The 20,207-nt window shown below is 68.8% G+C and carries 16 protein-coding genes; 10 read left to right on the forward strand and 6 right to left on the reverse strand.

All coding sequences use genetic code 11. From position 1 onward, the window contains the following. Nucleotides 1-14: 14 nt before the first annotated feature. Together ID554_RS21265 and ID554_RS21270 are read right to left on the reverse strand one after the other, a co-directional pair. The gene (locus ID554_RS21265) at nt 15-1,232 is read right to left on the reverse strand and encodes a metal-dependent hydrolase family protein (protein ID WP_117226402.1); all 1,218 of its coding nucleotides are present in this window, start codon (nt 1,230-1,232) and stop codon (nt 15-17) included. 290 nt (nt 1,233-1,522) lie between these two features. Next, entirely contained in the window at nt 1,523-2,326 is an 804-nt protein-coding gene (locus ID554_RS21270) for a MerR family DNA-binding transcriptional regulator (protein WP_199489120.1), read from the reverse strand. Here ID554_RS21270 and ID554_RS21275 point away from each other — a divergent pair. From ID554_RS21275 to ID554_RS21290, 4 genes are read left to right on the forward strand one after another with little or no spacing between them, the layout of a single operon-like run. After that, the gene (locus tag ID554_RS21275) at nt 2,309-3,322 is read left to right on the forward strand and encodes an ABC transporter substrate-binding protein (RefSeq protein WP_117225896.1); all 1,014 of its coding nucleotides are present in this window, start codon (nt 2,309-2,311) and stop codon (nt 3,320-3,322) included. The genes ID554_RS21270 and ID554_RS21275 overlap by 18 nt on opposite strands. A gap of 34 nt (nt 3,323-3,356) precedes the next feature. Continuing rightward, nucleotides 3,357-4,397, forward strand: coding sequence for a FecCD family ABC transporter permease (locus ID554_RS21280; protein ID WP_117225895.1), 1,041 nt, complete (start codon nt 3,357-3,359; stop codon nt 4,395-4,397). Further along, nucleotides 4,394-5,458, forward strand: a complete 1,065-nt coding sequence (locus ID554_RS21285; protein WP_117225894.1) for a FecCD family ABC transporter permease — start codon at nt 4,394-4,396, stop codon at nt 5,456-5,458. Before ID554_RS21280 ends, ID554_RS21285 begins: the two co-directional genes overlap by 4 nt. Beyond that, nucleotides 5,455-6,294: an ABC transporter ATP-binding protein gene (locus ID554_RS21290; protein WP_117225893.1), complete on the forward strand. Its 840-nt coding sequence runs from the start codon at nt 5,455-5,457 to the stop codon at nt 6,292-6,294. The genes ID554_RS21285 and ID554_RS21290 overlap by 4 nt, the downstream gene beginning before the upstream one ends. On the opposite strand, the gene ID554_RS21295 is transcribed toward ID554_RS21290, so the two are convergent. Then, nucleotides 6,295-7,776 carry an FAD-binding oxidoreductase gene (locus ID554_RS21295; protein ID WP_199489119.1) on the reverse strand — a complete coding sequence of 494 codons (1,482 nt, stop codon included), beginning with the start codon at nt 7,774-7,776 and terminating at the stop codon, nt 6,295-6,297. A gap of 191 nt (nt 7,777-7,967) precedes the next feature. Here ID554_RS21295 and ID554_RS21300 point away from each other — a divergent pair, with 191 nt between their 5' ends. Both ID554_RS21300 and ID554_RS21305 read left to right on the forward strand, forming a co-directional pair. Next, the gene (locus ID554_RS21300) at nt 7,968-9,599 is read left to right on the forward strand and encodes an aspartate aminotransferase family protein (protein WP_223884172.1); all 1,632 of its coding nucleotides are present in this window, start codon (nt 7,968-7,970) and stop codon (nt 9,597-9,599) included. 65 nt (nt 9,600-9,664) lie between these two features. Then, a complete protein-coding gene (locus ID554_RS21305) occupies nt 9,665-10,681 on the forward strand; it encodes a methyltransferase (RefSeq protein ID WP_117225890.1) in 1,017 nt (338 codons plus the stop codon). Nucleotides 10,682-10,745: 64 nt separating this feature from the next. Here ID554_RS21305 and ID554_RS21310 read toward each other — a convergent pair whose 3' ends face one another. Beyond that, the gene (locus ID554_RS21310; RefSeq protein ID WP_117225889.1) at nt 10,746-11,930 is read right to left on the reverse strand and encodes an NAD(P)/FAD-dependent oxidoreductase; all 1,185 of its coding nucleotides are present in this window, start codon (nt 11,928-11,930) and stop codon (nt 10,746-10,748) included. 241 nt (nt 11,931-12,171) lie between these two features. Between ID554_RS21310 and ID554_RS21315 the strand changes: the two genes are divergently transcribed. The 4 genes from ID554_RS21315 to ID554_RS21330 all read left to right on the forward strand — a co-directional run bounded on the left by ID554_RS21315 (nt 12,172) and on the right by ID554_RS21330 (nt 16,515). Further along, entirely contained in the window at nt 12,172-13,278 is a 1,107-nt protein-coding gene (locus tag ID554_RS21315; protein WP_117225888.1) for a phenylacetate--CoA ligase family protein, read from the forward strand. Nucleotide 13,279: 1 nt separating this feature from the next. Then, nucleotides 13,280-14,674 carry an aldehyde dehydrogenase family protein gene (locus ID554_RS21320; protein ID WP_117225887.1) on the forward strand — a complete coding sequence of 465 codons (1,395 nt, stop codon included), beginning with the start codon at nt 13,280-13,282 and terminating at the stop codon, nt 14,672-14,674. A gap of 27 nt (nt 14,675-14,701) precedes the next feature. After that, nucleotides 14,702-15,772 carry a methyltransferase gene (locus ID554_RS21325; RefSeq protein ID WP_117225886.1) on the forward strand — a complete coding sequence of 357 codons (1,071 nt, stop codon included), beginning with the start codon at nt 14,702-14,704 and terminating at the stop codon, nt 15,770-15,772. A gap of 107 nt (nt 15,773-15,879) precedes the next feature. After that, on the forward strand, nt 15,880-16,515 hold the full coding sequence (locus ID554_RS21330) for a TetR/AcrR family transcriptional regulator (RefSeq protein WP_117225885.1): 636 nt from the start codon (nt 15,880-15,882) through the stop codon (nt 16,513-16,515). Nucleotides 16,516-16,523: 8 nt separating this feature from the next. On the opposite strand, the gene ID554_RS21335 is transcribed toward ID554_RS21330, so the two are convergent. Then, nucleotides 16,524-18,269 carry an ABC transporter ATP-binding protein gene (locus ID554_RS21335; protein ID WP_117225884.1) on the reverse strand — a complete coding sequence of 582 codons (1,746 nt, stop codon included), beginning with the start codon at nt 18,267-18,269 and terminating at the stop codon, nt 16,524-16,526. Then, nucleotides 18,266-20,026 (reverse strand): ABC transporter ATP-binding protein, encoded by a 1,761-nt coding sequence (locus ID554_RS21340; protein ID WP_117225883.1) that lies wholly within the window; start codon nt 20,024-20,026, stop codon nt 18,266-18,268. The genes ID554_RS21335 and ID554_RS21340 overlap by 4 nt, the downstream gene beginning before the upstream one ends. Between the last annotated feature and the right edge of the window lie 181 nt (nt 20,027-20,207).

The raw sequence follows: 20,207 nt of genomic DNA on the forward strand, positions 1-20,207 counted from the left end.
CGTCCACTCCTTTGTCAGGTCGTGCGCTGGCCGAGATACCCCGTCGGGCCCTTGGCCAGGGCCCCGTACTTCCACACGTGAGTGATGTCGTCGGGGCGAGCGAGCACGCTCACATCGTGCAACGGGTCGGCGGCCAGCGCGATGACATCGGCGTCGTAGCCCTCGACCAGCCTCCCCGACCGTGGCCCCCGCCTGCCGAGCGTGAGTGGACCGGTTGCGGTGCCGGCCTCGATGGCCTGTAGTGGGCTTAGACCCGCTGCGACCAGGTGGCCGAACTCCCCTCCGTTGCGGCCCCAGGCCAGCGGCGAGTCCGACGCGCGGGTGCCCAGGTCGGTGCCGAGCGCGATGCGGACCCCGGCCGCGACGGCGATGGACATGGCCTCGCGGTGACGCGCCTCCAGTCTCTCCAGCTTGGTGCGGGCTGCCGGAGGCAGGATGTCCCGCTGGCCGAGGAAGCCCTCGAAGGCGGTACGGGTGGGGACCAGGATCGCGTCCGCATCTCGCATCGCGACGGCGGTCTCCTCGTCGAGTTCGGTCCCGTGTTCGATGGTCCGGCAGCCGGCCGCCAAGGCTGCGACGATCCCCGACCGGCCGTGACAGTGCGCGGCCACCACCCGGTCGGCGCGGTCGGCCTCCTCGACGATTGCCCGCAGTTCGTCCGGGCTGAACTGCTGGTGAGCCGGGTGGTCCAACTCGCTGATGACCCCCCCTGAGGTGCACACCTTGATCACCTCGGCGCCCATCCTCAGTTGCAGACGGACCGCGCGCAGACAGTCGGGTACGCCGTCGGCCAGGTGCAGCATCCCGTTGGCGCGCTGTGGATCGGTCGCCCACTCGTGAGGCAGCGAGTGTGCGTCGGAGTGGCCGCCAGTCGGACTGATCACTCGGCCCGCCGCATAGGTCGACGGACCGGGCACCGTGCCCTCGTTGATGACCTGAGCCAGGTACACCCCGTACCCGCCGAGTTCACGGACGCTGGTGAACCCCGCACGCAACACCACCGCCGCGTCGGCCACCGAGCGCGCGGTGGCGACCTCCGAGCGGGTCAGCATCATCCGTTCTGTGCTCACCACATCGCTCAGACCGCTGAAGTGCGTGTGGCAGTCCCACATACCCGGCATCACCACCGGCACCGACCAGGACGTCTCGTCCGGTTCGACCGGCGGCGCCTGCGAACGCGGACCCGCGTATGCGATCCGCTTGTCCGCGAGTACCAGGGTGGCTTCGGACACTGGGTGTCCCACACCCGGGATGAGCAGGTCGGCGTGAATCCGGTGCACCCTGGTCCTCAAGACATCCCCCAGCACAGCGTCGTTCGGGAGGTCGTCCCGGGCACGGCAGTACGCCTGGGATCGACCGCGGCGGGCTCCGCGACACCCGGCGGTGGACAACTGGTCCTCCGGGGAGCATCGTCGCCGCTTGCCGGTGTTCGGCTGTCGAATCAGCCTTGCCGAGTGTGTCAGTTGAACCCGGCTTCAAGGCAACTGTCCACACAGCACAGTCCGCTGCGGACGGACCTGGGTTACGGCAGATCTTCTGCTGGGTGGCGGGTAGCCGTTCGGTAGCGCACTTGTCTGCAGGCGGACGAGCAGTAGATCCGCCTGCGTCCCCGCGTGGGCTGGACCAGTGCGCCAGCGCACACCGTGCACCTGTCCGAAGCGGCCGGAATTTCGTCACGGTCGTGCGTTGTTTCGTCACGTCGTGGACGGGTGGGCGTCAGCGGAAGTGTGCGCGCAGCCATGACCAGATTCTCCTCGGTGAGGAGTCCGCGCGGGGTGTGGGCGCTCAGTTCCTCGTCCAGGTGCTCGCAGTCGCGCACCACGTTGTCGTCTGGGCAGAGGGTCAGGTGGGCCAGATAGCCCAGCGCGCTGCGTAGCCGGGCGATACGGGCCTGCACCACCCCGGCATGCTCGCGTACCGCCGATCGCCACTCCTGGTTCGGGTGTGTACCGGTGGTGACCAGCGCTGCCCGATCCAACGGCATACCGCCGACCACGCAGCACAGGTAGGCCAGCCCAATCCGGCGCAGCTCGGTCTCAGGGTAGACCCGGCGTCCGTTGATCCTCGGCGGCTCGGGGAGCACGCCTGCGGCCTCCCACCACCGCAAGGTCGACGGGACGAGACCGTACAGGGCGGCGGCCTGGCCGATGGAGACACCGATTGGATCGCTCATGTCGTCCAGCACCCCACCTGTTGACATCAAGTCATCTTGAAGTCCCAAGATACCAGTCAGGTAAGGCATGCCTAAGTCGCTGTCTCCGGTCAGGCGACAGCTCGACGTCACGTACACAAGGAGTTCGATCCACCCATGCTCGTCACCGCTCATCACCGCCGCTTTCGCGTGGGCGCTGCGGTCGCCCTGTTCGCGTTCGTCCTCACTGCCTGCGGTTCCGCAGCCGACACCCCGGCGGACGCCCCGGCCGCGCAGGTCACGCTCCCGGGTGCGTACGGCGATGTCACCGTGCCGGTGACCGACCAGAAGATCTGGGCGCTCGACCCGAGCACAGCCACCGAACTCCTACAGATCGGGGTCCGCCCGACCCACTCCGGACGGTTCACCCATCAGAACGACGACGCCTTCGACGCCCGCCACGACCTGCTCGACCGGGAGGGGGTGGCGTTGGTCGAGCCGGACAAGCTCGAACTGGTGGTGCAGGCCAGGCCCGCCCTCATCGTCGGTGCTCAGACTCCCGACAGCGACGAGTTGGTGACGGAACTACAGAAGATCGCCCCGGTTTTCGTGGTCAAGGGCTCGGCGACGTGGAAGGAGACGCTGACCCAGCTCGGCCAGGTCACCGGACACGACCGGCAGGCCGCCGCGATCGTCGAACACCTCGCACAGCAGACCGCCGCCGTGCGGACCGACCTGGACAAGGCAGGATTCACCGGCAAGTCCGTGTCGCTGATGTCGGCCTGCGGTGCCGGCTCGTTCTGCGCCTACGGCTCCGGCCGCGCGGCTGGGCCTTTGTTGGCCGAGCTGGGGTTCACCCGACCGGCGACGCATGGCCAGGACAAGTCCGACGCCGAGTACGGCTACACGATGGTCAGTGAGGAGAAGCTCGGCGAACTCGTCGCACCGATCGTGTTCGTTCTCACCGGCTCGGTCCAGTACGGTGCGCCGGATCCGCTCGACAATCCGCTGTTCAACGTCGGCGACGCCACTGTCGCGGAGGTCGACTTCGGTGCCTGGTTCGGGGCTGCGTCCTTCGACGTGCCGTGGATCCTCGCAGACATCCGCTCGGTGCTGCTCGACGACGGAGAGATCACCGGCCGGGCTGCGGGTCCTGCCCTCTTCGACGAGCTGCGCAAGGCCGCCGCCTGATGCCGATCGTCGCCACACGCGCCGCACCCCTGGCATGATCTCCCGCACGAGCCCGTGGGCGCGTCCGCTGACTCGGCGTACCGGCTCCGCAGAGCGGTGGCGCCGGCTCGGCATGTTGCTCGCCGCGCTTCCCGTCGTCGTCGCACTCAGCATCGCGGTCGGCTCCGGCGGGATCGCACCCGACACCGTGTTCTCCGTCCTGGTCCACCCAGACGGTAGCGAGGCGGCGATCATCGTGCATCACCTGCGTGTGCCACGCACCGTGCTCGCCTTCGCGGTCGGGGTGGCACTCGGCATGGCGGGAGCACTGATGCAGGGGCAGACCCGAAACCCGTTGGCCGACCCCGGCCTGTTGGGTATCGAGGCGGGTGCAGCACTGGCCGTGGTACTCGCCATCGCCCTGCTCGGCGTCGACCACATTGGCGGCTACCTGTGGTTCGCGCTGGCCGGGGCCGGGGTGGCCACGGTGGCCGTACTCTCCATCGCGGCGGGGCGCGGTGGTCCAGACCCGCTGTCGCTGGTCCTCGCCGGGGCGGCGACCAGCGCGCTACTGATGGCTTTCACCCAAGCATTCGTCATACGCGATGGCGACACGATCGCCGCCTACCGCGTCTGGGGCGCGGGGACCCTCCTCGGCCGTGGGATCGACATCTTTTACCAGTGTCTGCCGCTGTTACTGCTCGGCGTGCTGCTGGCGGCGTTGAGCGCACCCGGGCTCAACCTGCTGCAACTCGGCGACGACGTCGCCCGGTCGTTGGGCCAGCATCCGGTACGGCAGAAGGTCCTGGGCGTCGGCGCCATCCTCGTGCTCACCGGGACGGCTACGGCGGCGTGTGGGCCGATCGGGTTTATCGGCCTCACCGTCCCACACGTGGCCCGTGCCCTGTGCGGCGTCGACTACCGGTGGATCGTCGCCTTCTCGGGTCTACTCGGAGGGATGCTGCTCATCCTCGCCGACACCATCGGCCGGGTCATCGCGCTGCCGTCGGAAGTGCAGGTCGGTGTCGTCATGGCGCTCATCGGCAGTCCGGTCTTCGTCCTTGTCGTCCGTCGTAGCCGACTGGTGACGATATGAGGGCTCACCTCGCGCTGCGCTTCGGCCCAGCGTCCCTGGTGGCGTCCGCGCGCGTCGTCGCCACCACCTTCGCCGCCGCGACGTTGCTGGTCATTCTTGTCGCCGCCGACCTCGGCACCGGTGACGTCGAGATCGGCCTTCTCGCCGCGTTGCGCGCGCTCCTGGTGGCCGAGGACCCCAACGCACTGCTCGTCCGGGAGTTCCGTCTGCCACAGACCACGGTGGCGGTCCTGGTCGGAGCCGCGCTCGGCCTCTCCGGTGCGCTCACCCAGACCTTCGCCCGCAATCCGCTGGCCAGTCCGGACATCCTGGGTGTCACCCGGGGCGCGGCGCTGGCCGCCGTTGTGGTGATCGTCGGTGCGACGCCCGGCGGCTACGGTGCGGGCCTGGTCGAGGGCACCATGCAACGGGTGGGGCTGATGCCCGCAGCGCTGGCGGGCGGCCTCGCCTCGGCCGGGCTCCTGTGGATCCTGGGCTGGCGGCGAGGGCTGGACCCACGCCGGCTGGTGCTGGTCGGAATCGCTGTCGGGGCCGTGCTGACGGCCCTGACCCAATGGTTGCTGGTGGTCGCCAGCGTCGAGGACGCGGCCAGCGCCCAGGTGTGGCTGTTCGGCACCCTCAACGGCCGTGGCTGGGACCACGCACTTCCGGTCGCCGTCGTCCTCGTCGTGGTGTTTCCGCTCGCGCTGTTGCTCGTTCGGCATCTGAACACCATTCAGCTCGGCGATGACGCCGCACGAGGTCTCGGTGTGCGGCTACAGCGTGTCCAGGCGCTCACCCTGTTGGCTGCCGTGCTGCTCGCCGCGGCTGCGGTCTCCGCGGTCGGGCCGTTGGACTTCGTGGCGTTCGCTGTGCCGCAGATCGCGTTGCGCCTCACCGGGGGATCCCGGCCCCCATTGGTCGCCTCGATGGTCTGTGGCGCCTGCTTGGTCGTCGCCGCCGACCTGGTGTGCCGTTCCGTCCTGCCCGCAGGTGTGCCAGCCGGCGTCGTGACCGCTGCCGTCGGGGCACCGTACCTGATCTGGCTCCTGATCCGTGCCAACCGGAGGAACAGCGTATGAACACCCGACTCGGGGTCGAGAACCTGACGGTCGGTTACGGCGGCGATCCGGTGGTCCGGGATCTCACCCTCGACGTTCCGGATGGTGCGGTCACCACCATCATCGGTCCCAACGGCTGCGGCAAGTCGACCCTGCTGCGCACGATGGCCCGCATCCTGACTCCCACGGCGGGCCGAGTGCGCCTCGACGCCCGCGAGCTGCACGCGATCCCCACCCGAGAGGTCTCCACCCTGCTTTCCCTCCTGCCGCAGAGCGCCACCGCGCCGGAGGGCCTCATCGTCCGGGATCTCGTCAGCCGTGGCCGCCACCCGCACCAACGATGGTTCAGCCAATGGTCGCCCGACGACGAGGCGGCGGTGGAGCAGGCGCTGATCCTGACCGACATCGCCGACCTCGGCGAGCGACGCCTCGACCGGCTCTCCGGGGGCCAACGTCAGCGCGCCTGGATCGCGGTGACCCTCGCCCAGGACACCGGGATCATGCTCCTCGACGAACCGACCACCTATCTCGACCTCGCCCACCAGGTCGATGTGCTGGACCTGGTGTTGCGCCTCAACCACGAGCGCGGACGTACCGTCGTGATGGTCCTGCACGACCTCAACCTGGCCGCTCGATTCAGTGACCTGGTGGTGGTGATGGCCGCAGGCGAGATCGCCGCTCAGGGCACCCCCGAGGAGATCTTCACCCCCGCGCTGCTGGCTGAGGTCTTCGGCCTCGAAGCACACGTCATCACCGACCCCGGGACCGGTCTGCCCATCGTGGTGCCGGTGCGTTCGCGCCTGACCGGACGGACGGGCTGTGTCCCTACGCTCGACGGCGCCGAACGAACGGCGTGATCACCTCTCCGGTGTCACCGACAGCCTGTGGTGGAACACGTCGCGCGGATCCCACCTCGCCTTCACTGCCCGCAGCCGAGAGTAGTTCGACCCGTAGTAGAGGGTGTGCCAGGCAACGGCTGACGTGTTCCACAGCGGATCGGCGAGGTCGATGTCGGCGTAGTTGATGTATGCGCCGGTGTTTGTCGCATCCGGCACCGGGACACCACCTGTCGTGGCATGGACGTCCCGGTACAACTTCCGGATCCACCGCAGGTGACGGTCGTCGTCGGCCGGGTCGTGCCACAGGGTGATGTAGAAGGTCCGCAGCACCGCCTCACGCGTGACGGCGGTCGCCGTGGAAGGCACACTGTTGACCCGTCCGCCGTATGCGATGTACTCCAGGGCCGAGTACGTCGTCTGATGGTCCTCGCTGGTGAGATGGCGGTAAGCGGTGGCTAGCTGCTCGTCGGTGTGGGCGCCGCGCAGGTCGGCTGACTTCACCTTGCAGCGCAGACCCACGGCGAACGGCCCGGTCTCCGGCACCGCCAGGTAACGGGTGGCCGCCATCCATGGCAAAGAGCGCCGCCGGACCACCGCCGGAACGCCCACCCCGTCGCTCACCGCGTCGAGGAAAGTGGTCAGCCGGTCGTACGATCCGACGGCCTCGTCGGGTACGTGGGCGTGCATGGCGACGTCGCCTGCGGCGCGGTGCACGCAGTTCAGCAGCGCGTAGATGTCGATGTCGGCGGAGTCGGGGGCGCTGTTGGCCAGTTGCCAGCGGACGAAGTTGCCGGTCAGCCGAACGAAATCGACTTCGGTCAGTTCTGCCCACGGCCAGTTCACCTCGGCGATGTGAAGTACGCCGGGTGGGCGTGGCAGCAGGTCGGCAGGGTCGGTGCCGGTGGCGTCCGGGGACCGCAGGAAGAAGCGGGTGACCACACCGAAATTTCCGCCGCCGCCGCCGGTGTGTGCCCACCACAGGTCCCGGTTCGGATCGTCGTCGTCGCGGGTAGCCAGCACCGTCGACACCGTGCCGTCGGCAGCCACCACCACCACTTCGACAGCGTGTAGGTAGTCGACGCTGAGACCGAGCCTGCGCGAGAGCGGCCCGTAACCGCCGCCGCTGATGTGTCCGCCTGCACCGACGCCCAGGCAGAACCCGCACGGAACGGTAACCCCCCATCGGTGGAACAGTTCGCGGGTGATCTGCCCGACCGTCGCGCCCGCTCCGATCGCGAACGCGCCGAAATCGTGGTCGAAGGAGATCCCGGACATGGCCGAGAGATCCACGATGACATCGACGTCCGGCGCGGCGACGAAGTCCTCCCCGCAGTGCCCGCCCGAACGTACGGTGACCCGCCTGCCCGCCGTGACTGCTGCCTGCACCGCTGCCTCGACGTCCTGGGTGGTGCGCGCCAGCACGAAATGGTCCGGCTTGGCGATGAACCGGTAGTTGTAGGCGCGGCAGAGCGCCTCGTAGCGCAGGTCGCCGGAGGTCACGACCGGGATAGTAGTGGAGTGCGGATGTTCGCCGGGCTGCCGGGAATCGTCGCGGGCCATGAGTCATCACGGTGTCAGTGCGCTCGCCGATCGGCAATCACGACAAAGGTCGAAGCGCCTGTGGGTCGCAGGGTTTAGAACCCGTTGCCTGCGCCGATCCGCCGTGCCTAGGGTCGAAATCGGCTCGACGTGTGGACGTTTTCGACACAGCGATCCGAATCATTCGGCCCGATGAGAGGAACCCGATGACTGTTCCCGCCGGCGAGCGTCTTTACGCCGACCACGTGCTGAACGGATGGCTGACCAGTGTGGGGCTGGGAGTGGAGTACACCAGGGCTGCCGGGAACACCCTGTATCTCAACGAGAACGGCGTCGAGGTGCCCGTGCTCGACCACATTTGCGGGTTCGGCTCGTTGATCTTCGGACATCATGATCCGGAGATCGTCGCCTTTGCCAAGGAATGCCTTGACCGGCAGGTTCCGGTCTTCGCCCAACTGTCCGTGCAGTCACCGACAAGCGAGATCGCCGCCAAGCTGAACTCCATCGTACGGCGGGAGACCGGCGACGAGCGTGCCTACTCGGCCGTGTTCGCCAACACCGGCGCCGAGGCGATCGAGATCTGCCTCAAACATGCCGAACTGGAACGGCAGGAACGGATCTCCGCGCTCGTGGCCGAGATCGAGGCGAACATCGACAAGGCGCGGGCAGCCGTACGCGCCGGGACGGTCGACCGAATCGAGGTCACGGGCCCGGCTGACGGGTTGCCCCATGACGTCACCGAGTTCGATGCGCTGATCGCCGCCGTCGAACGCCGTAACGCCGAGGTGACGGCGGGCCGGCCGGTCTTTCTGGCGCTGACGCACGCCTTCCACGGCAAACTGGCGGCCAGCGTGCAGCTAACCCACAGTCCGCAGTGGCGTGCGCCGTTCACCGCGTTGGCCTCGACAGTCCGCTTTCTCGACCCCGAGCGCCCTGAGGCGATCCGACCCGCCGTGAACGAGTTGCGGCAGATCCTGCTGGACATCGAGCTTGCGGGTGGGGTGGCGCGCATGGTCGCCCGGGACTTTCCCGCCGTCGGCGCGTTCTTCGTCGAACCGGTGCAGGGCGCCAACGGTATGCGTCCGCTCAGTGAGCACCTGGTTCGTGAGATCAGGGCGGCGTGCGACGCGCTGGGTTGCCCGTTGGTCGTGGACGAGATCCACAGCGGCATGGGCCGGACGGGCGCGTTCCTGGCCAGCTCCCACCTTGGTCTGCGCGGCGATTACTACACGTTGGGGAAGAGCCTCGGCGGAGGTATCACCAAGGCCTCGGTGGCACTGTTCAGCCAGGATCGGTTCCGCCCGGCGTTCGAGGTGATCCACAGCTCGACCTTTGCCAAGGACGGCTTGTCGACGGCGATCGCGGCGAAAGTGCTCGACATGCTTGAGGCCGACGATGGGCTTGCCTATCGGACGGCCGCCGAGCGGGGCCGGCGCCTGCGGGCGATGCTCGACAAGGTGGCCGCCGACTTTCCTGCGGTGGTCACCGCCGTCAACGGCATCGGCCTGATGCTCGGGATGGAGTTCGCCGACCAGGCGCGCAACGGTTCCGAGGTGATTGCCGAGAAGGCGCGCGCCGGTGGGCTCGGCCATACGTTGGCGGGTTATGTGCTGCGCGTGCACCGGGTACGGCTGCTGCCGGTCGGGCCGAGTACCAACTCCGTCCGGTTCGAGCCGTCGATCCGCCTGACCGACGACGAGATCACCCAGACCGAGGCTGCCCTGCGTGACATCTGCTCCATCCTGCGTGACCAGGACGGCGAACGGCTGGTGACGGTGGCATGAGAGGCGGCCGGTCTCTCCGAAGCAGGGATCGACGCCCGCGTAGGCGGAAAAGGACGGCGGAGGCGATGGGTGACGACACGGCCGGCTCGGTGGTGACCGGGCTCATGGAGTTGGCGCTGGGCGCGGCTCACGCGGCGGCTGTCCGGGCGGCCGTTACCCTGCACCTGCCCGACGTGCTGGGCGAGACGCCGATGGAGGCGGCTGAGCTGGCTGCTGCGGTCGGCGCTGACCCGGCGGCGTTGGGCAGGCTGCTGAGGTCGCTGGCGGCACACGGCGTGTTCGCCGAACGCGGTGCCGGCAGGTACGTCCACACATCGCTGTCGCTGGCCCTGCGTTCGGACACGGACGACAGCCTTGTCGACGTCGTGCGCTGGTGCACCGAGCCGTGGAACTGGGCACTCTGGGGCGAACTGGCCGAAGCGATACGCACCGGGGATGAGGTGTTCACCGCCGCGTATGGCAGTCGGTTCTACCAGCATCTGCACCGCCAGTGGCCGGAGTCGGCCAGGACCTTCGAGCGTGCGATGACCCAGCAGAGCCGGGCCGCGGCGGTGGTGCTGGCCGATCTGCTGTCGTTGGCCGACGCGCGCAGCGTCGCCGACATCGGCGGCGGGCAGGGGATCGTGCTCCTGACGCTCCTGCGCCGCCACCCCGGGCTGCGCGGATACCTGCTCGACCTGCCCTCGGTGATCGCGAACGTCGACGCCCGGCTGCGGCCCGATGGTGAACTTGGCGAACGCGTCGATCTGGTGGCCGGTGACTGTCTCGCGGAGATCCCGGTACGCGCCGACGTCTACCTGTTCAAGAACATCCTCGGCGTGGACGGGGACAGCTCGGTCCGGATCCTGCGCAATGCGGTTGCCGCCGCTCCACCGGGTGCCCGCATGGTGATCGTGGAGCACATCGCCGATGAGGCCGCTGGCAACAGGCTCGCCACCCTGATGGATCTGCGCATGTTGGTGGTCACCGGCGGGCAGAAGCACACCTGGGCCGGGCTGCTCGAAGTCATCCAGCGGGCGGGCCTGACCATACGCGAGATCCGGGCGGTGGACGCCACCCTCCATATGGTCGTGGCCACCTGACCGGCCCCGACCGCTGATCGGCAAGCTCAGGCCCGGGGCGAATCGGCAGCTACAGCGGGCGTAGCTAGCCCCATTCGGCCATGAAGTCGGCAAGGGACAACACGCCGGAGTTCACCTGGGCGAAGGCGTCCATCGCCTGGCTGTTGCCGTCGATGTCGGACAGCAACGCCGCGAACTCCGGCGACGGCGGCTCCAATGCGGCGAACCCGATGGTGAAGTCGTAGATGGGGCGGGCGTGCGCGTCGCGGACCTCCTGGTACTCGTCCATCGCCTCGGTGTAGGAGCGCCGTCCGGACAGTGCCTCGTCCAACGCGTGAGCGCACCACTGCGCAGCGAGGAACGCGTCGCTGATTCCCTGTGCGGTGAAGAAGTCCTTGCAGTACCCGGCATCGCCGACCAGAGCCCAGCCAGGCCCGTACGGTGTGCGGAAGTAGTTCGGCAGTGCCGCGCCCACCAGCCGTGACTCGCGGCGTGCCGCCGCGATGCGTTCGGCGAAAGCCGGCGCCAGGGCGAAGTTGCTCAGGTAGCTGCCCTCGATGTCGCGTTTCACTGCGGCGAACTCCGCATACGGCCAACACCCGCCGACCAGCGTCAGACCGTCGTGCGTCGGCCACGCCCCGAAAGCACGGTACGGGCGCGAGTGCGCTCTGAAGACGCCCGCCAGGTCCAGCCCGCTGAAGTACGAGTAGTAGCCGACCATCAGGCGCGGCTTCTCGTTGTAGTGCCGCGCCTCCACCGCGCGCGCGACCGTCGAGTGCAGTCCGTCCGCGCCCACCACCACCCGAGCGCGTTCGGTGACCAGCGGTCCGTTCTGTTCCCGGCCGCGGATTCCGGTCACCCGGCCGTTCTCGTCGAAAATGACCTCGGAGACGACGAATCCCTCGCGGACCTCCGCGCCCGACTCGGCCGCGGCATCCACCAGTAGCTTGTCCAACACGATCCGGCGTGGACCGTACGCGACGGGGTTGTCGGCGGGGCCCGGGCTGCCGGCGATGACCGGGCCGTCGAAGTCGAACGCGTAGGTGTGGATGGGCGGACAGCCGGTAGCGATCAGCCGATCGAGCAGACCCCATCTGCGGAGCGCTCCGACCCCCGGCGGATGTACGAGGTGTGTCGACAGGGTGTCGCTGGGAAAACGCGCGCGGTCCAGGAGCAGAACCCGATGCCCGGCCCTGGCCAGCAGCATGGCGGTCGGGGAGCCCGCGCAGCGGGCCCCCACCACGATGACGTCGTAACCGGTACCAGGCATGTCCCTCTCCCGCTCGGACGAGTGCGCACCAGGTGCCGCACTCGCAGCAGGCTAACCAGGCGTTTTCCGGCCGGGCAATACGGCTAGAACCAGGGTTCTACACCACCCGGACGACCGGATGACTGCTCGGCTGTGGCCCCGTGCCGGTCCCGACTTGTAGCTTTCGGCAGGGGAGTAGGACGTCTGTCCCTTGTGGACCAACCCCGGGTGCGACCGCGCCCGCCGAACCCGAGGAGCAGACATGACCGGACCCGCGTCCGCGCTCGACACACCGTGGGACAGCCCGCCGTCCGCGACCGATCTCATCGAGGAGGCCATGCGATGGCACTTCGACGAGCGCACCGGCTCGCCGTTCTGGCTGGAACGGGCGAAGAGTCTCCACTTCGACCCGCTGACGGACGTCCGTACCGTCGATGACCTCACCCTGTTCCCGAACAACGTCGACGACCTGCGCGATACTCGAATCGAGGACCTGATACCCCGGGGCTATGGCGAGGTCAAAGACCTGGCGGTGCCGCCGGTGGTGGGGGAGAGTGGCGGCACGACCGGTGCGCCCAAGCGGGTCTTCGCCCTGCCCGACGTGGTGGAGCAGTCCTGGGCCTGGTACCACCACCGTCTCGTCGAGCACGGTATCGCCGACGGCGACAGTTGGCTCGGTGTCATGCCCGCGGGACCGCACATGGCGGGCATCCTCGCCCGGGACACCGCCGCCCGGTTCGGCAGCGTGTTCTTCACCGTGGACCTCGACCCCCGGTGGGCCAAGCGGTGCATGGCCCGTGGCGCCGTCGACGAGCTGAGAGGCTACGTCACCCACATCATCGACCAGGTGGAGTGGGTGCTGCGCAGCCAGGCCATCGGCGTCATGGTCATCACCCCGCCCCTCATCGAGGCGCTCTGTGCCCGGGAACACCTGGTCGAGTTGGTGAACCAGAAGGTGAACACGATCATCTTCGGTGGGACGTCGATGGACGAGGACACCAGAGGTCTGTTGCGCTCGGAGGTCTTTCCCGAGGTCGACATGGTGAGCATCTTCGGCAGCACCATGATCTTCTGCGCGATGCCGGAGCGTCCCGGCACGACTGCCGGCCATCCACCGATCTTCGATCCACCGTCGCCCTTCGCCATGTTCTCGGTGATCGACCCGGCGACTCGGCGACCGGTCGCGTACGGGGAGCGCGGGCAGGTACTCACCCACCACATCACCCGCAACCTGTTCCTGCCCAACAACCTCGACCGCGACACCGGCATCCGCCACCCGCACCGGCACGGCTATCCGGGCGACGCGGTGTCGGAGTTCGCACCGGTCAAGGAGTTCGGCGACACCGCTGTCATCGAGGGGGTCTACTGACGTGACGCGTGCTGCGGCGCCGACCAGAATTCCCGCGCTCGGCCCCGCCGGGCCCTACCACACCAGGCGGTCCGAGCCGGTCATCGATGTCACTGGCACGCAGGTGGCCGAGCTGTGTCTGGTCCCCTGGCTGTTCGCCGAGCGCGCTGTGCGGGTGCTGCGACGGGCCGTACCGCCGGGGCCGGACGAACGGGCAGCGCTGCTGGCCGAGGCAGGCCGCATCTTCGCCGACGGTGACGTCGACGGAGTGGGGGTGGATGAGCACTGCCACACCGTCGCGTCCGTTGCGGGAACTCCGATCTCCGTGGTGCGCGACGCGGTCGACATGGTCGCCCGATACGCGGGGGCCGCGTACGACAGCGCACGTCAAGCCCGGCCGATCGGAACAGTGGACAGTTGGCGCGACGACCGCGTCCGGCACGGCTGTGGGGTGTGGACGCGACGCGGTGAGGTGCTGGCCGTGCATGCGCCTGCCAACTCCGCCGCCGTCCACACGGCGTGGATCGACGCCCTGGCCTTGGGCTACCGCGTCGCTCTGCGTCCGTCACAGCGCGAACCGTTCACCGCCCACCGGTTGGTCTCCGCACTGCGGCAGGCGGGTTACGGTGCCGATCAGGCAGTCCTGCTCCCGACCGACCACCAGGCGGCGGATCGTCTGGTCGCCGAGGCCGATCTGGCCATCGCTTTCGGCTCGGACGGTGTCGTCGGCAAGTACGGCACGGGGACGCGGGTGCTGCCGTTCGGGCCGGGCCGTTCAAAGGTCCTGATCACCGCAGGTACGGATGCCACAGCCCACCTCGACACGATCGTGGAATCCGTCGCCGGGCACGCGGGCACCGGCTGCGTCAACGCGACTTCGGTGTTCGTCGAAGGTGACGCCACAGCCGTAGCCGAGGCCCTTGCGTTGCGACTGAACCGGATTCCGTCGTTGCCGCCGGCCGACGAGGGTGCCCGACTGCCGGTGAGCACGGCCGCCAACGCCCGGGCCGTGCGGGATCACCTGGCGAGCCGGGTGGGCGACGCACGGGCATTGCACGGGGCGCCCGCCGTGGACGACCTCGGCGACGGCTCCGCGGTGCTGCGGCCCGCGGTGTTCCTGCTCGCACATGCGGGCGCACCGCAGGCGCGGATCGAAATGGGTTTTCCGTGCGTGTGGGTCGCGCCGTGGCATCGCCAGCGTGACGGCATCCAGCCGCTTCGAAACACCCTCTCGCTGACCGTCCTCACCGGTGGCGTCGAGTCAGCCGTCGACCTCATCGAGGCGGTGGTCGCCGAACCGACCATCGACAAGGTGCACGTCGGCGACCACCCGACCACGTGGACGCGACCAGGCATGCCGCACGAGGGTTACCTCGGCGACTTCCTCATGCGTGACAAGGCCGTCATCGTCGGCTGACCCATCGAATCCTCTGGGAGAGACCAAATGACGAACACCACTGGCTCCGCCCCCGACGACGCGCGTCGTACCGTCATCTCGGCGGTCTTCGGCACGCTCGCCACCCAGGCGATCGGTCTCGCGGCGCGGCTGGACCTGGCCGAGCGCATCGGTGACGGTGACGCCGAGGTCGCAGCTCTGGCCGCCGCCTGCGGGCTGCCGGAGGAGTCTCTGACCAGGCTCCTGCGGGTCCTGGCGTCGTTGGGGCTGTGTACCGAGCACTCCGACGGCCGGTTCGGACTGACCGAGGCCGGTGCCCTGCTCCGTTCCGGGCATCCCGCCTCCCTGCTGGACTTCGTGACCTTCCTGACCGCCCAGGTGTTCCAGCGCAACTGGCTCAACGTGGACGACTCGCTGCGCAGCGGCCAGCCCGCCTTCGACGTCGAGCACGGTGTGCCGGTCTACGACTACCTGTCCGAGCACCCCGAACTCGCGGCGCTGTTCCACGCCGCGATGAGTAGGCGAACGCAGCCTCCGGCAATGGCTGCGGCGATCTCGGCGGACTACGATTTTGGCCGTTTCACCTCGATCACTGATGTCGGTGGTGGCGACGGCACCCTGCTCGCCGCACTGCTGGCGTTGCATCCGCACCTCACCGGAACGGTCTTCGAGACCTCAGCTGGGGTGGCACGGGCCGAGGAGACCATCGCCAGGACGGGGCTGGCGGGCCGCTGCCGCGCGGTCGCGGGTGACTTCTTCGCCGAACTGCCCAAGGGGTCGGATCTCTACTTCATCAAGAACGTGGTGCTCAACTGGAACGACAGCGCTGCCGAGACGATCCTGCGCCGTTGCCGCGCCGCCATGCCCGACCACGGCAGGCTTCTCATCGTGGAGCCTGTCCTGCCCGCCCTGGCCACGGCCGAGGTGGCGAACCATGCCGTCGAGAACCCTTACCTGACCGACCTGCACATGCTGGTCACCCTGGGCGGACGTGGCCGGACGGGGGCGGAGTACACCGCGCTGCTGGCCCGCGCGGGCCTACGGGTCACCGGGATCACCCCGCTGTCGCGGGAGATCAACGCCGCGCTCGTCGACGCCGTCCCCGACCTCACCGGCTGATCGATCCATCGGATGGCGACGGAGACCTCGTGTGGTAGCCCTGTTTATCCGGTAAAGCGCCATGACACGTGAAGTTTCTAGATCCAACATCCTCTAGGATCGTCGGTATGAGCCCCCGACGCCGGTCGACGCCGGGCAGACCTCGCACCAAGCCCGCCGAGGAGCGTTACGCCGACTTGCTCGATGCCGCCGAGCAGGTGTTCGTGGAACGCGGGATCCACGCCGCCCGCATCGACGAGGTGACCGAACGCGCCGGCGTCGCCATCGGCACCTTCTATCTTCACTTCGGCTCCAAACAAGATCTGATGCTGGCACTGCGTACCCGGTTCAACGACCGGCTGGCGCGGCGGCAGGACGCCGCAGTCGGGGCCCTGCCCGAGGACGACTGGGTGGGCCGTCTGGACGCCTGGCTCAGCGACGCGGTGCGCGCCTACGTGGTGCACGCTGAACTGCACGACGTGCTGTACGACCACACTCCGATCAATGCCAACTCCACGGTTCAGGTCGCGCTCGACGCCGAGAACCCTCACCTGGACGCGTTCCGGCAGCTCATCGCCGAGCGTCGGGACGCACCGAAGGACGCCCCGGACCCGGCGATGGCCGCGAACCTGATCTACAGTGCCTGGTACGGTGCCACCCACATGCTGCTGCACCACCAGACCGACGAGATCGACCAGCTCGCCGACAACCTGATCGCCAGCATCACCGACCTCGCCCACCGGTACCTCCGAGTTGAGCCCTGACGGTGTGATCAGCGTCCCGCGCCCGCGATCCGCCAGTGCCTGGCCCGCTCGTACTGCCTACTGAGCCGCGCGAACGCACCACCGGTGGCCAGCAACTCGGAAGGTGTGCCGATCTCGTCGACACGGCCGCGGTTCAGGGACACCACGTAGTCGGCCGCCGCCAGCGTGGCGGGGCGGTGGGCGATCACCACCACGGTGCGATCGGGAGCGTTACCCAGGTTGGCGATGGCCTGTGTGACGGCGGCCTCGTTTTCCGGGTCCAACGCCGAACTGGCCTCGTCGACGAGCACGATGCGGGCCTTCTTGAGTATCGCCCGGGCAATGGCCACTCGCTGGCGCTCACCGCCCGAGAGCTGCGCGCCTGCCTCCCCGACGCAGGTGTTCCAGCCATTCGGCAGACGGGCGATCACCTCGTCCAGCCGGGCGGCAGCGGCCGCTGCTTCCATCTCTGCCCAATCGGCATCCGGACAGGCCAGGCGCAGGTTGTTCTCGATCGTGTCGTCGAACAGGTACACGTCCTGAAAGACGATGGCGATCTCGTCCAGCAGCACCGCCGGATCGAGGTCGCGGACGTCGACGCCGCCGACGCGCACCTGCCCAGCGTCGACATCGAAGAACCGGGCGACCAGTCGGGTCACCGTCGTCTTCCCTGAGCCGGACGGGCCGACCAAGGCGGTGGTCGTACCGGCCCGGAAGCGCAATGACACGCCGGCCAGGGCCGGAGAGTCGCCGCCCGGATAGGTGAACACGACATCACGTAGCTCGATGTCGGCCGCAGCGATCGCGGGTACCGGATCCACGGGTGCGGGCAGGGTCGGGGTGGCCAACAGGTCCTCGATGCGAGTGATCTGGTTGGTCAACGCACGCAGCGCCCCGATGAGGTCGATCAGATTGCCCAGCGGCTGCAGGAAGCGCGCCCCCAGTACCAGCAGCGCGACCGCAGCCGCCACGCTGACGTGACCGTTGAGCAGCAGCCAGGCAGCCAGCGACAGCACCGCCACGAAACCCGCCATCACCACGGCGGTGTAGACGAAGAAGGGCCGCCGCGCCCGGCGCATACCCTCGCGGTAGGTCTCGCGGTGGTTCTCCAGAGTGGCGCGCATCCTCGGGGTGCCGTCGACCTGGCCGGCGGCGCGCAGCACCGGCTGAGCCTGGCCGAGTTCGATGGCGCGGCCCGCGACCGCAGTCGCGGCGATCTCCAGTTCGATCTCGGCGATGGCGGAGATACGCGCGGCCCGTTGCAGAGCCCAGTAGGCCACGGCGGCGATCACGCAGAACAGCACCGCCATCCGCCAGTCGACCGCGAAGGTCACCGCGACGATGGTGGCGGGTAGCAGGGTGGAGGTGATGGCCGGCCCGCCGATGGTCACCGCCAGGTGCGCGGCGTTGCCCACATCGGCGGTGACGACCCGGGCGAACCTGGCCTTGTTGTCGGCGGTGAACCAGCCGAGTGGCAGGGTGCTCACATGTCGCATCAGCCTGCGCCGGAGCTGTGCGGCGAGGACGCCCGCCGCCGCGAAGCCCACTGGGGACGACACGACACTGAGCACCGCGTACAGGGCCACCGCGACTGCGCCGGCCACCAGCCACGGTGTCGCGGTCGCGAAGTCGGGCTCGGGCGCCACGATGGCGTCGAGGATCGGCACGAGCATGCCGAGCAGCGCGCCCTGGAGCACCGCTTGGAGCGCGGTGAGCAGCCACAGACGGGCGAGAAGCCGCGGCTGCGGCCAGAGCCGGTAGAGCCTGCGGATCATGCGGGGACACCTTCCTGCGCGGCCCACATCCGGGCGTAAAGACCCCCGTGGGCCAGGAGGTCGTCATGGGAGCCGCGTTCGACCAGGCGGCCACCGTCGAGCACCAGGATCTGGTCGGCTCCGACGATCGTGTGCAGCCGGTGGGCGATGACGATGACGGTCTTGCCGTCGGCCAGGCCCGCAAGCGCATCCTGTACTGCGGCCTCGCTGTCCGGGTCCAGCGCGGCGGTGGCCTCGTCCAGTACGACCACGGGCGCACCGGACAGGATCGCCCGGGCGATCGTCAACCGCTGTCGCTCACCACCGGACAGGCTTCCCCCGCCGCCGTCGAGAGGAGTGTCGTACCCCTGGGGCAGAAGCTCGATCACGTCGTGGATGTGCGCGGCCGTCGCAGCGGCACGGACCTCGTCGTCAGAGGCACCCGGCCTGCCGATCCTGATGTTCTCGGCGACGCTGTCACGAAGTAGGGCGACATCCTGGAACACCAGCGACATCGATGACAGCAGCTCTGTCGATGGAATGGACCGGACATCGACCCCGCCGACACGAACCGCACCGTCGGTGACGTCATAGAAGCGGGGCAGCAGGCTGGCCAGGGTGGTCTTGCCCGCGCCGGATGGCCCGACGAGCGCGGTCACGCTGCCCGGCGGACAGACGGCACTCACGTCCTCGACGGCGTTGGTCACCCCGTCGTAGGAGAAGGTGACCCGGTCGAACTCGACCTCGTGCCCGGTCGGCGTGCTTGCCAGACTTGGTTCCGGCAACGGGGCTCGGGACAGCAGCCGCTCGATGTTGGCCGCTCCCATCCGCCCCTTGCGGACCCCCTGGGCGGCGGATACGGCGGGCAGGATCGACGTGGGCAAACCGACGGCCACGACCAGGAAGGCCACCAGGTCGGCGACGCCCAGCGTGCCGTCCGCGACGAACGCGAGGCCGGTCGCGGCGACGGCGGCGAGTACGGCCATCTCCGAACCGAACAACCGTGACATCGCCGAGCTGTACTGCACTTCGGCAACCCAGTCGGCGAACGCCCGGGTGTGCTCGTCAACGGCCTCGTCGAAGCGGCGCAGCACCCGACCGCCGGTGCCGAAGGTCTTGACCACCTGGATGCCGTCCGCGTACTCGATGCTCGCCGCGCTGATCCGAGCCTCGGCGGCGATCAGGCGATTCATGTGGGTGGTCATGGAGCGCATCGCTATCCGATAGAACAACGCCATGAGGGCGAGTACGGCCAGCGCGATCAGCGTCATCCGGGCGTCCACCGCGAACAGGTAGGCCGCACCGACCGCGATCACGGTGACCGCGCCGGTCAACTGACCCAGGGCGTGCGCGATGACCTCGTGCATCTCTTCGAGGTCGCCTGTCATGGCCCGTTTGACCTTGCCGGAGCCTGCCGCGCGGAACCAACCCAGCGGAAGCGAACCAAGATGCCGAACGATGCGTCGGCGCAGGTCGTGCAGCAGTGACGCGTCTGCGAAGTGGCCGACCCGGGCCGACTGCACGGCCAGCAGCAGCCACAGGCCCGCCCCAGCCGCACCCACCGCCACCCAGGTCCAGACGGTCGACGCCGCGCCAGCGGGGTTCTCCAGCATCACCCGCGCGATCTCGGCGACCGCGATGTAGGGCACGATCCCCGCCGCAGCGCTCAGTGCCGACAGGATCGCGCAGAGTGCGAGGTGGCCTCGGATCGGCGTGAACAGCCGGCGCAGCGACCCTGGAGCAGCCAGGCCCGGGATCTCCGGTGCGGAAGCGGACATAAGGGTACCCTAACACACTGACTGAACCTCGTTCAAAAACCCCACCCCCACCCCCACCCCCACCCCCACCCCCCCACCCCCACCCCCACCCCCACCCCCACCCCCACCCCCACCCCCACCCCCACCCCCACCCCCACCCCCACCCCCACCCCCACCCCCACCCCCACCCCGGCTCAACTCG

Origin of the sequence: Micromonospora craniellae (assembly GCF_014764405.1) — a bacterium.
GTDB classification, from domain to species: domain Bacteria; phylum Actinomycetota; class Actinomycetes; order Mycobacteriales; family Micromonosporaceae; genus Micromonospora; species Micromonospora craniellae.

What these genes read in the sequence shown, in the direction of transcription:
- ID554_RS21275 (WP_117225896.1), top strand. Translation starts at nt 2,309, where the DNA reads ATGCTCGTCACCGCTCATCACCGCCGCTTTCGCGTGGGCGCTGCGGTC.
- ID554_RS21270 (WP_199489120.1), bottom strand. Translation starts at nt 2,326, where the DNA reads ATGAGCGGTGACGAGCATGGGTGGATCGAACTCCTTGTGTACGTGACG.
- ID554_RS21280 (WP_117225895.1), top strand. Translation starts at nt 3,357, where the DNA reads ATGATCTCCCGCACGAGCCCGTGGGCGCGTCCGCTGACTCGGCGTACC.
- ID554_RS21285 (WP_117225894.1), top strand. Translation starts at nt 4,394, where the DNA reads ATGAGGGCTCACCTCGCGCTGCGCTTCGGCCCAGCGTCCCTGGTGGCG.
- ID554_RS21290 (WP_117225893.1), top strand. Translation starts at nt 5,455, where the DNA reads ATGAACACCCGACTCGGGGTCGAGAACCTGACGGTCGGTTACGGCGGC.
- ID554_RS21305 (WP_117225890.1), top strand. Translation starts at nt 9,665, where the DNA reads ATGGGTGACGACACGGCCGGCTCGGTGGTGACCGGGCTCATGGAGTTG.
- ID554_RS21310 (WP_117225889.1), bottom strand. Translation starts at nt 11,930, where the DNA reads ATGCCTGGTACCGGTTACGACGTCATCGTGGTGGGGGCCCGCTGCGCG.
- ID554_RS21315 (WP_117225888.1), top strand. Translation starts at nt 12,172, where the DNA reads ATGACCGGACCCGCGTCCGCGCTCGACACACCGTGGGACAGCCCGCCG.
- ID554_RS21325 (WP_117225886.1), top strand. Translation starts at nt 14,702, where the DNA reads ATGACGAACACCACTGGCTCCGCCCCCGACGACGCGCGTCGTACCGTC.
- ID554_RS21330 (WP_117225885.1), top strand. Translation starts at nt 15,880, where the DNA reads ATGAGCCCCCGACGCCGGTCGACGCCGGGCAGACCTCGCACCAAGCCC.
- ID554_RS21335 (WP_117225884.1), bottom strand. Translation starts at nt 18,269, where the DNA reads ATGATCCGCAGGCTCTACCGGCTCTGGCCGCAGCCGCGGCTTCTCGCC.
- ID554_RS21340 (WP_117225883.1), bottom strand. Translation starts at nt 20,026, where the DNA reads ATGTCCGCTTCCGCACCGGAGATCCCGGGCCTGGCTGCTCCAGGGTCG.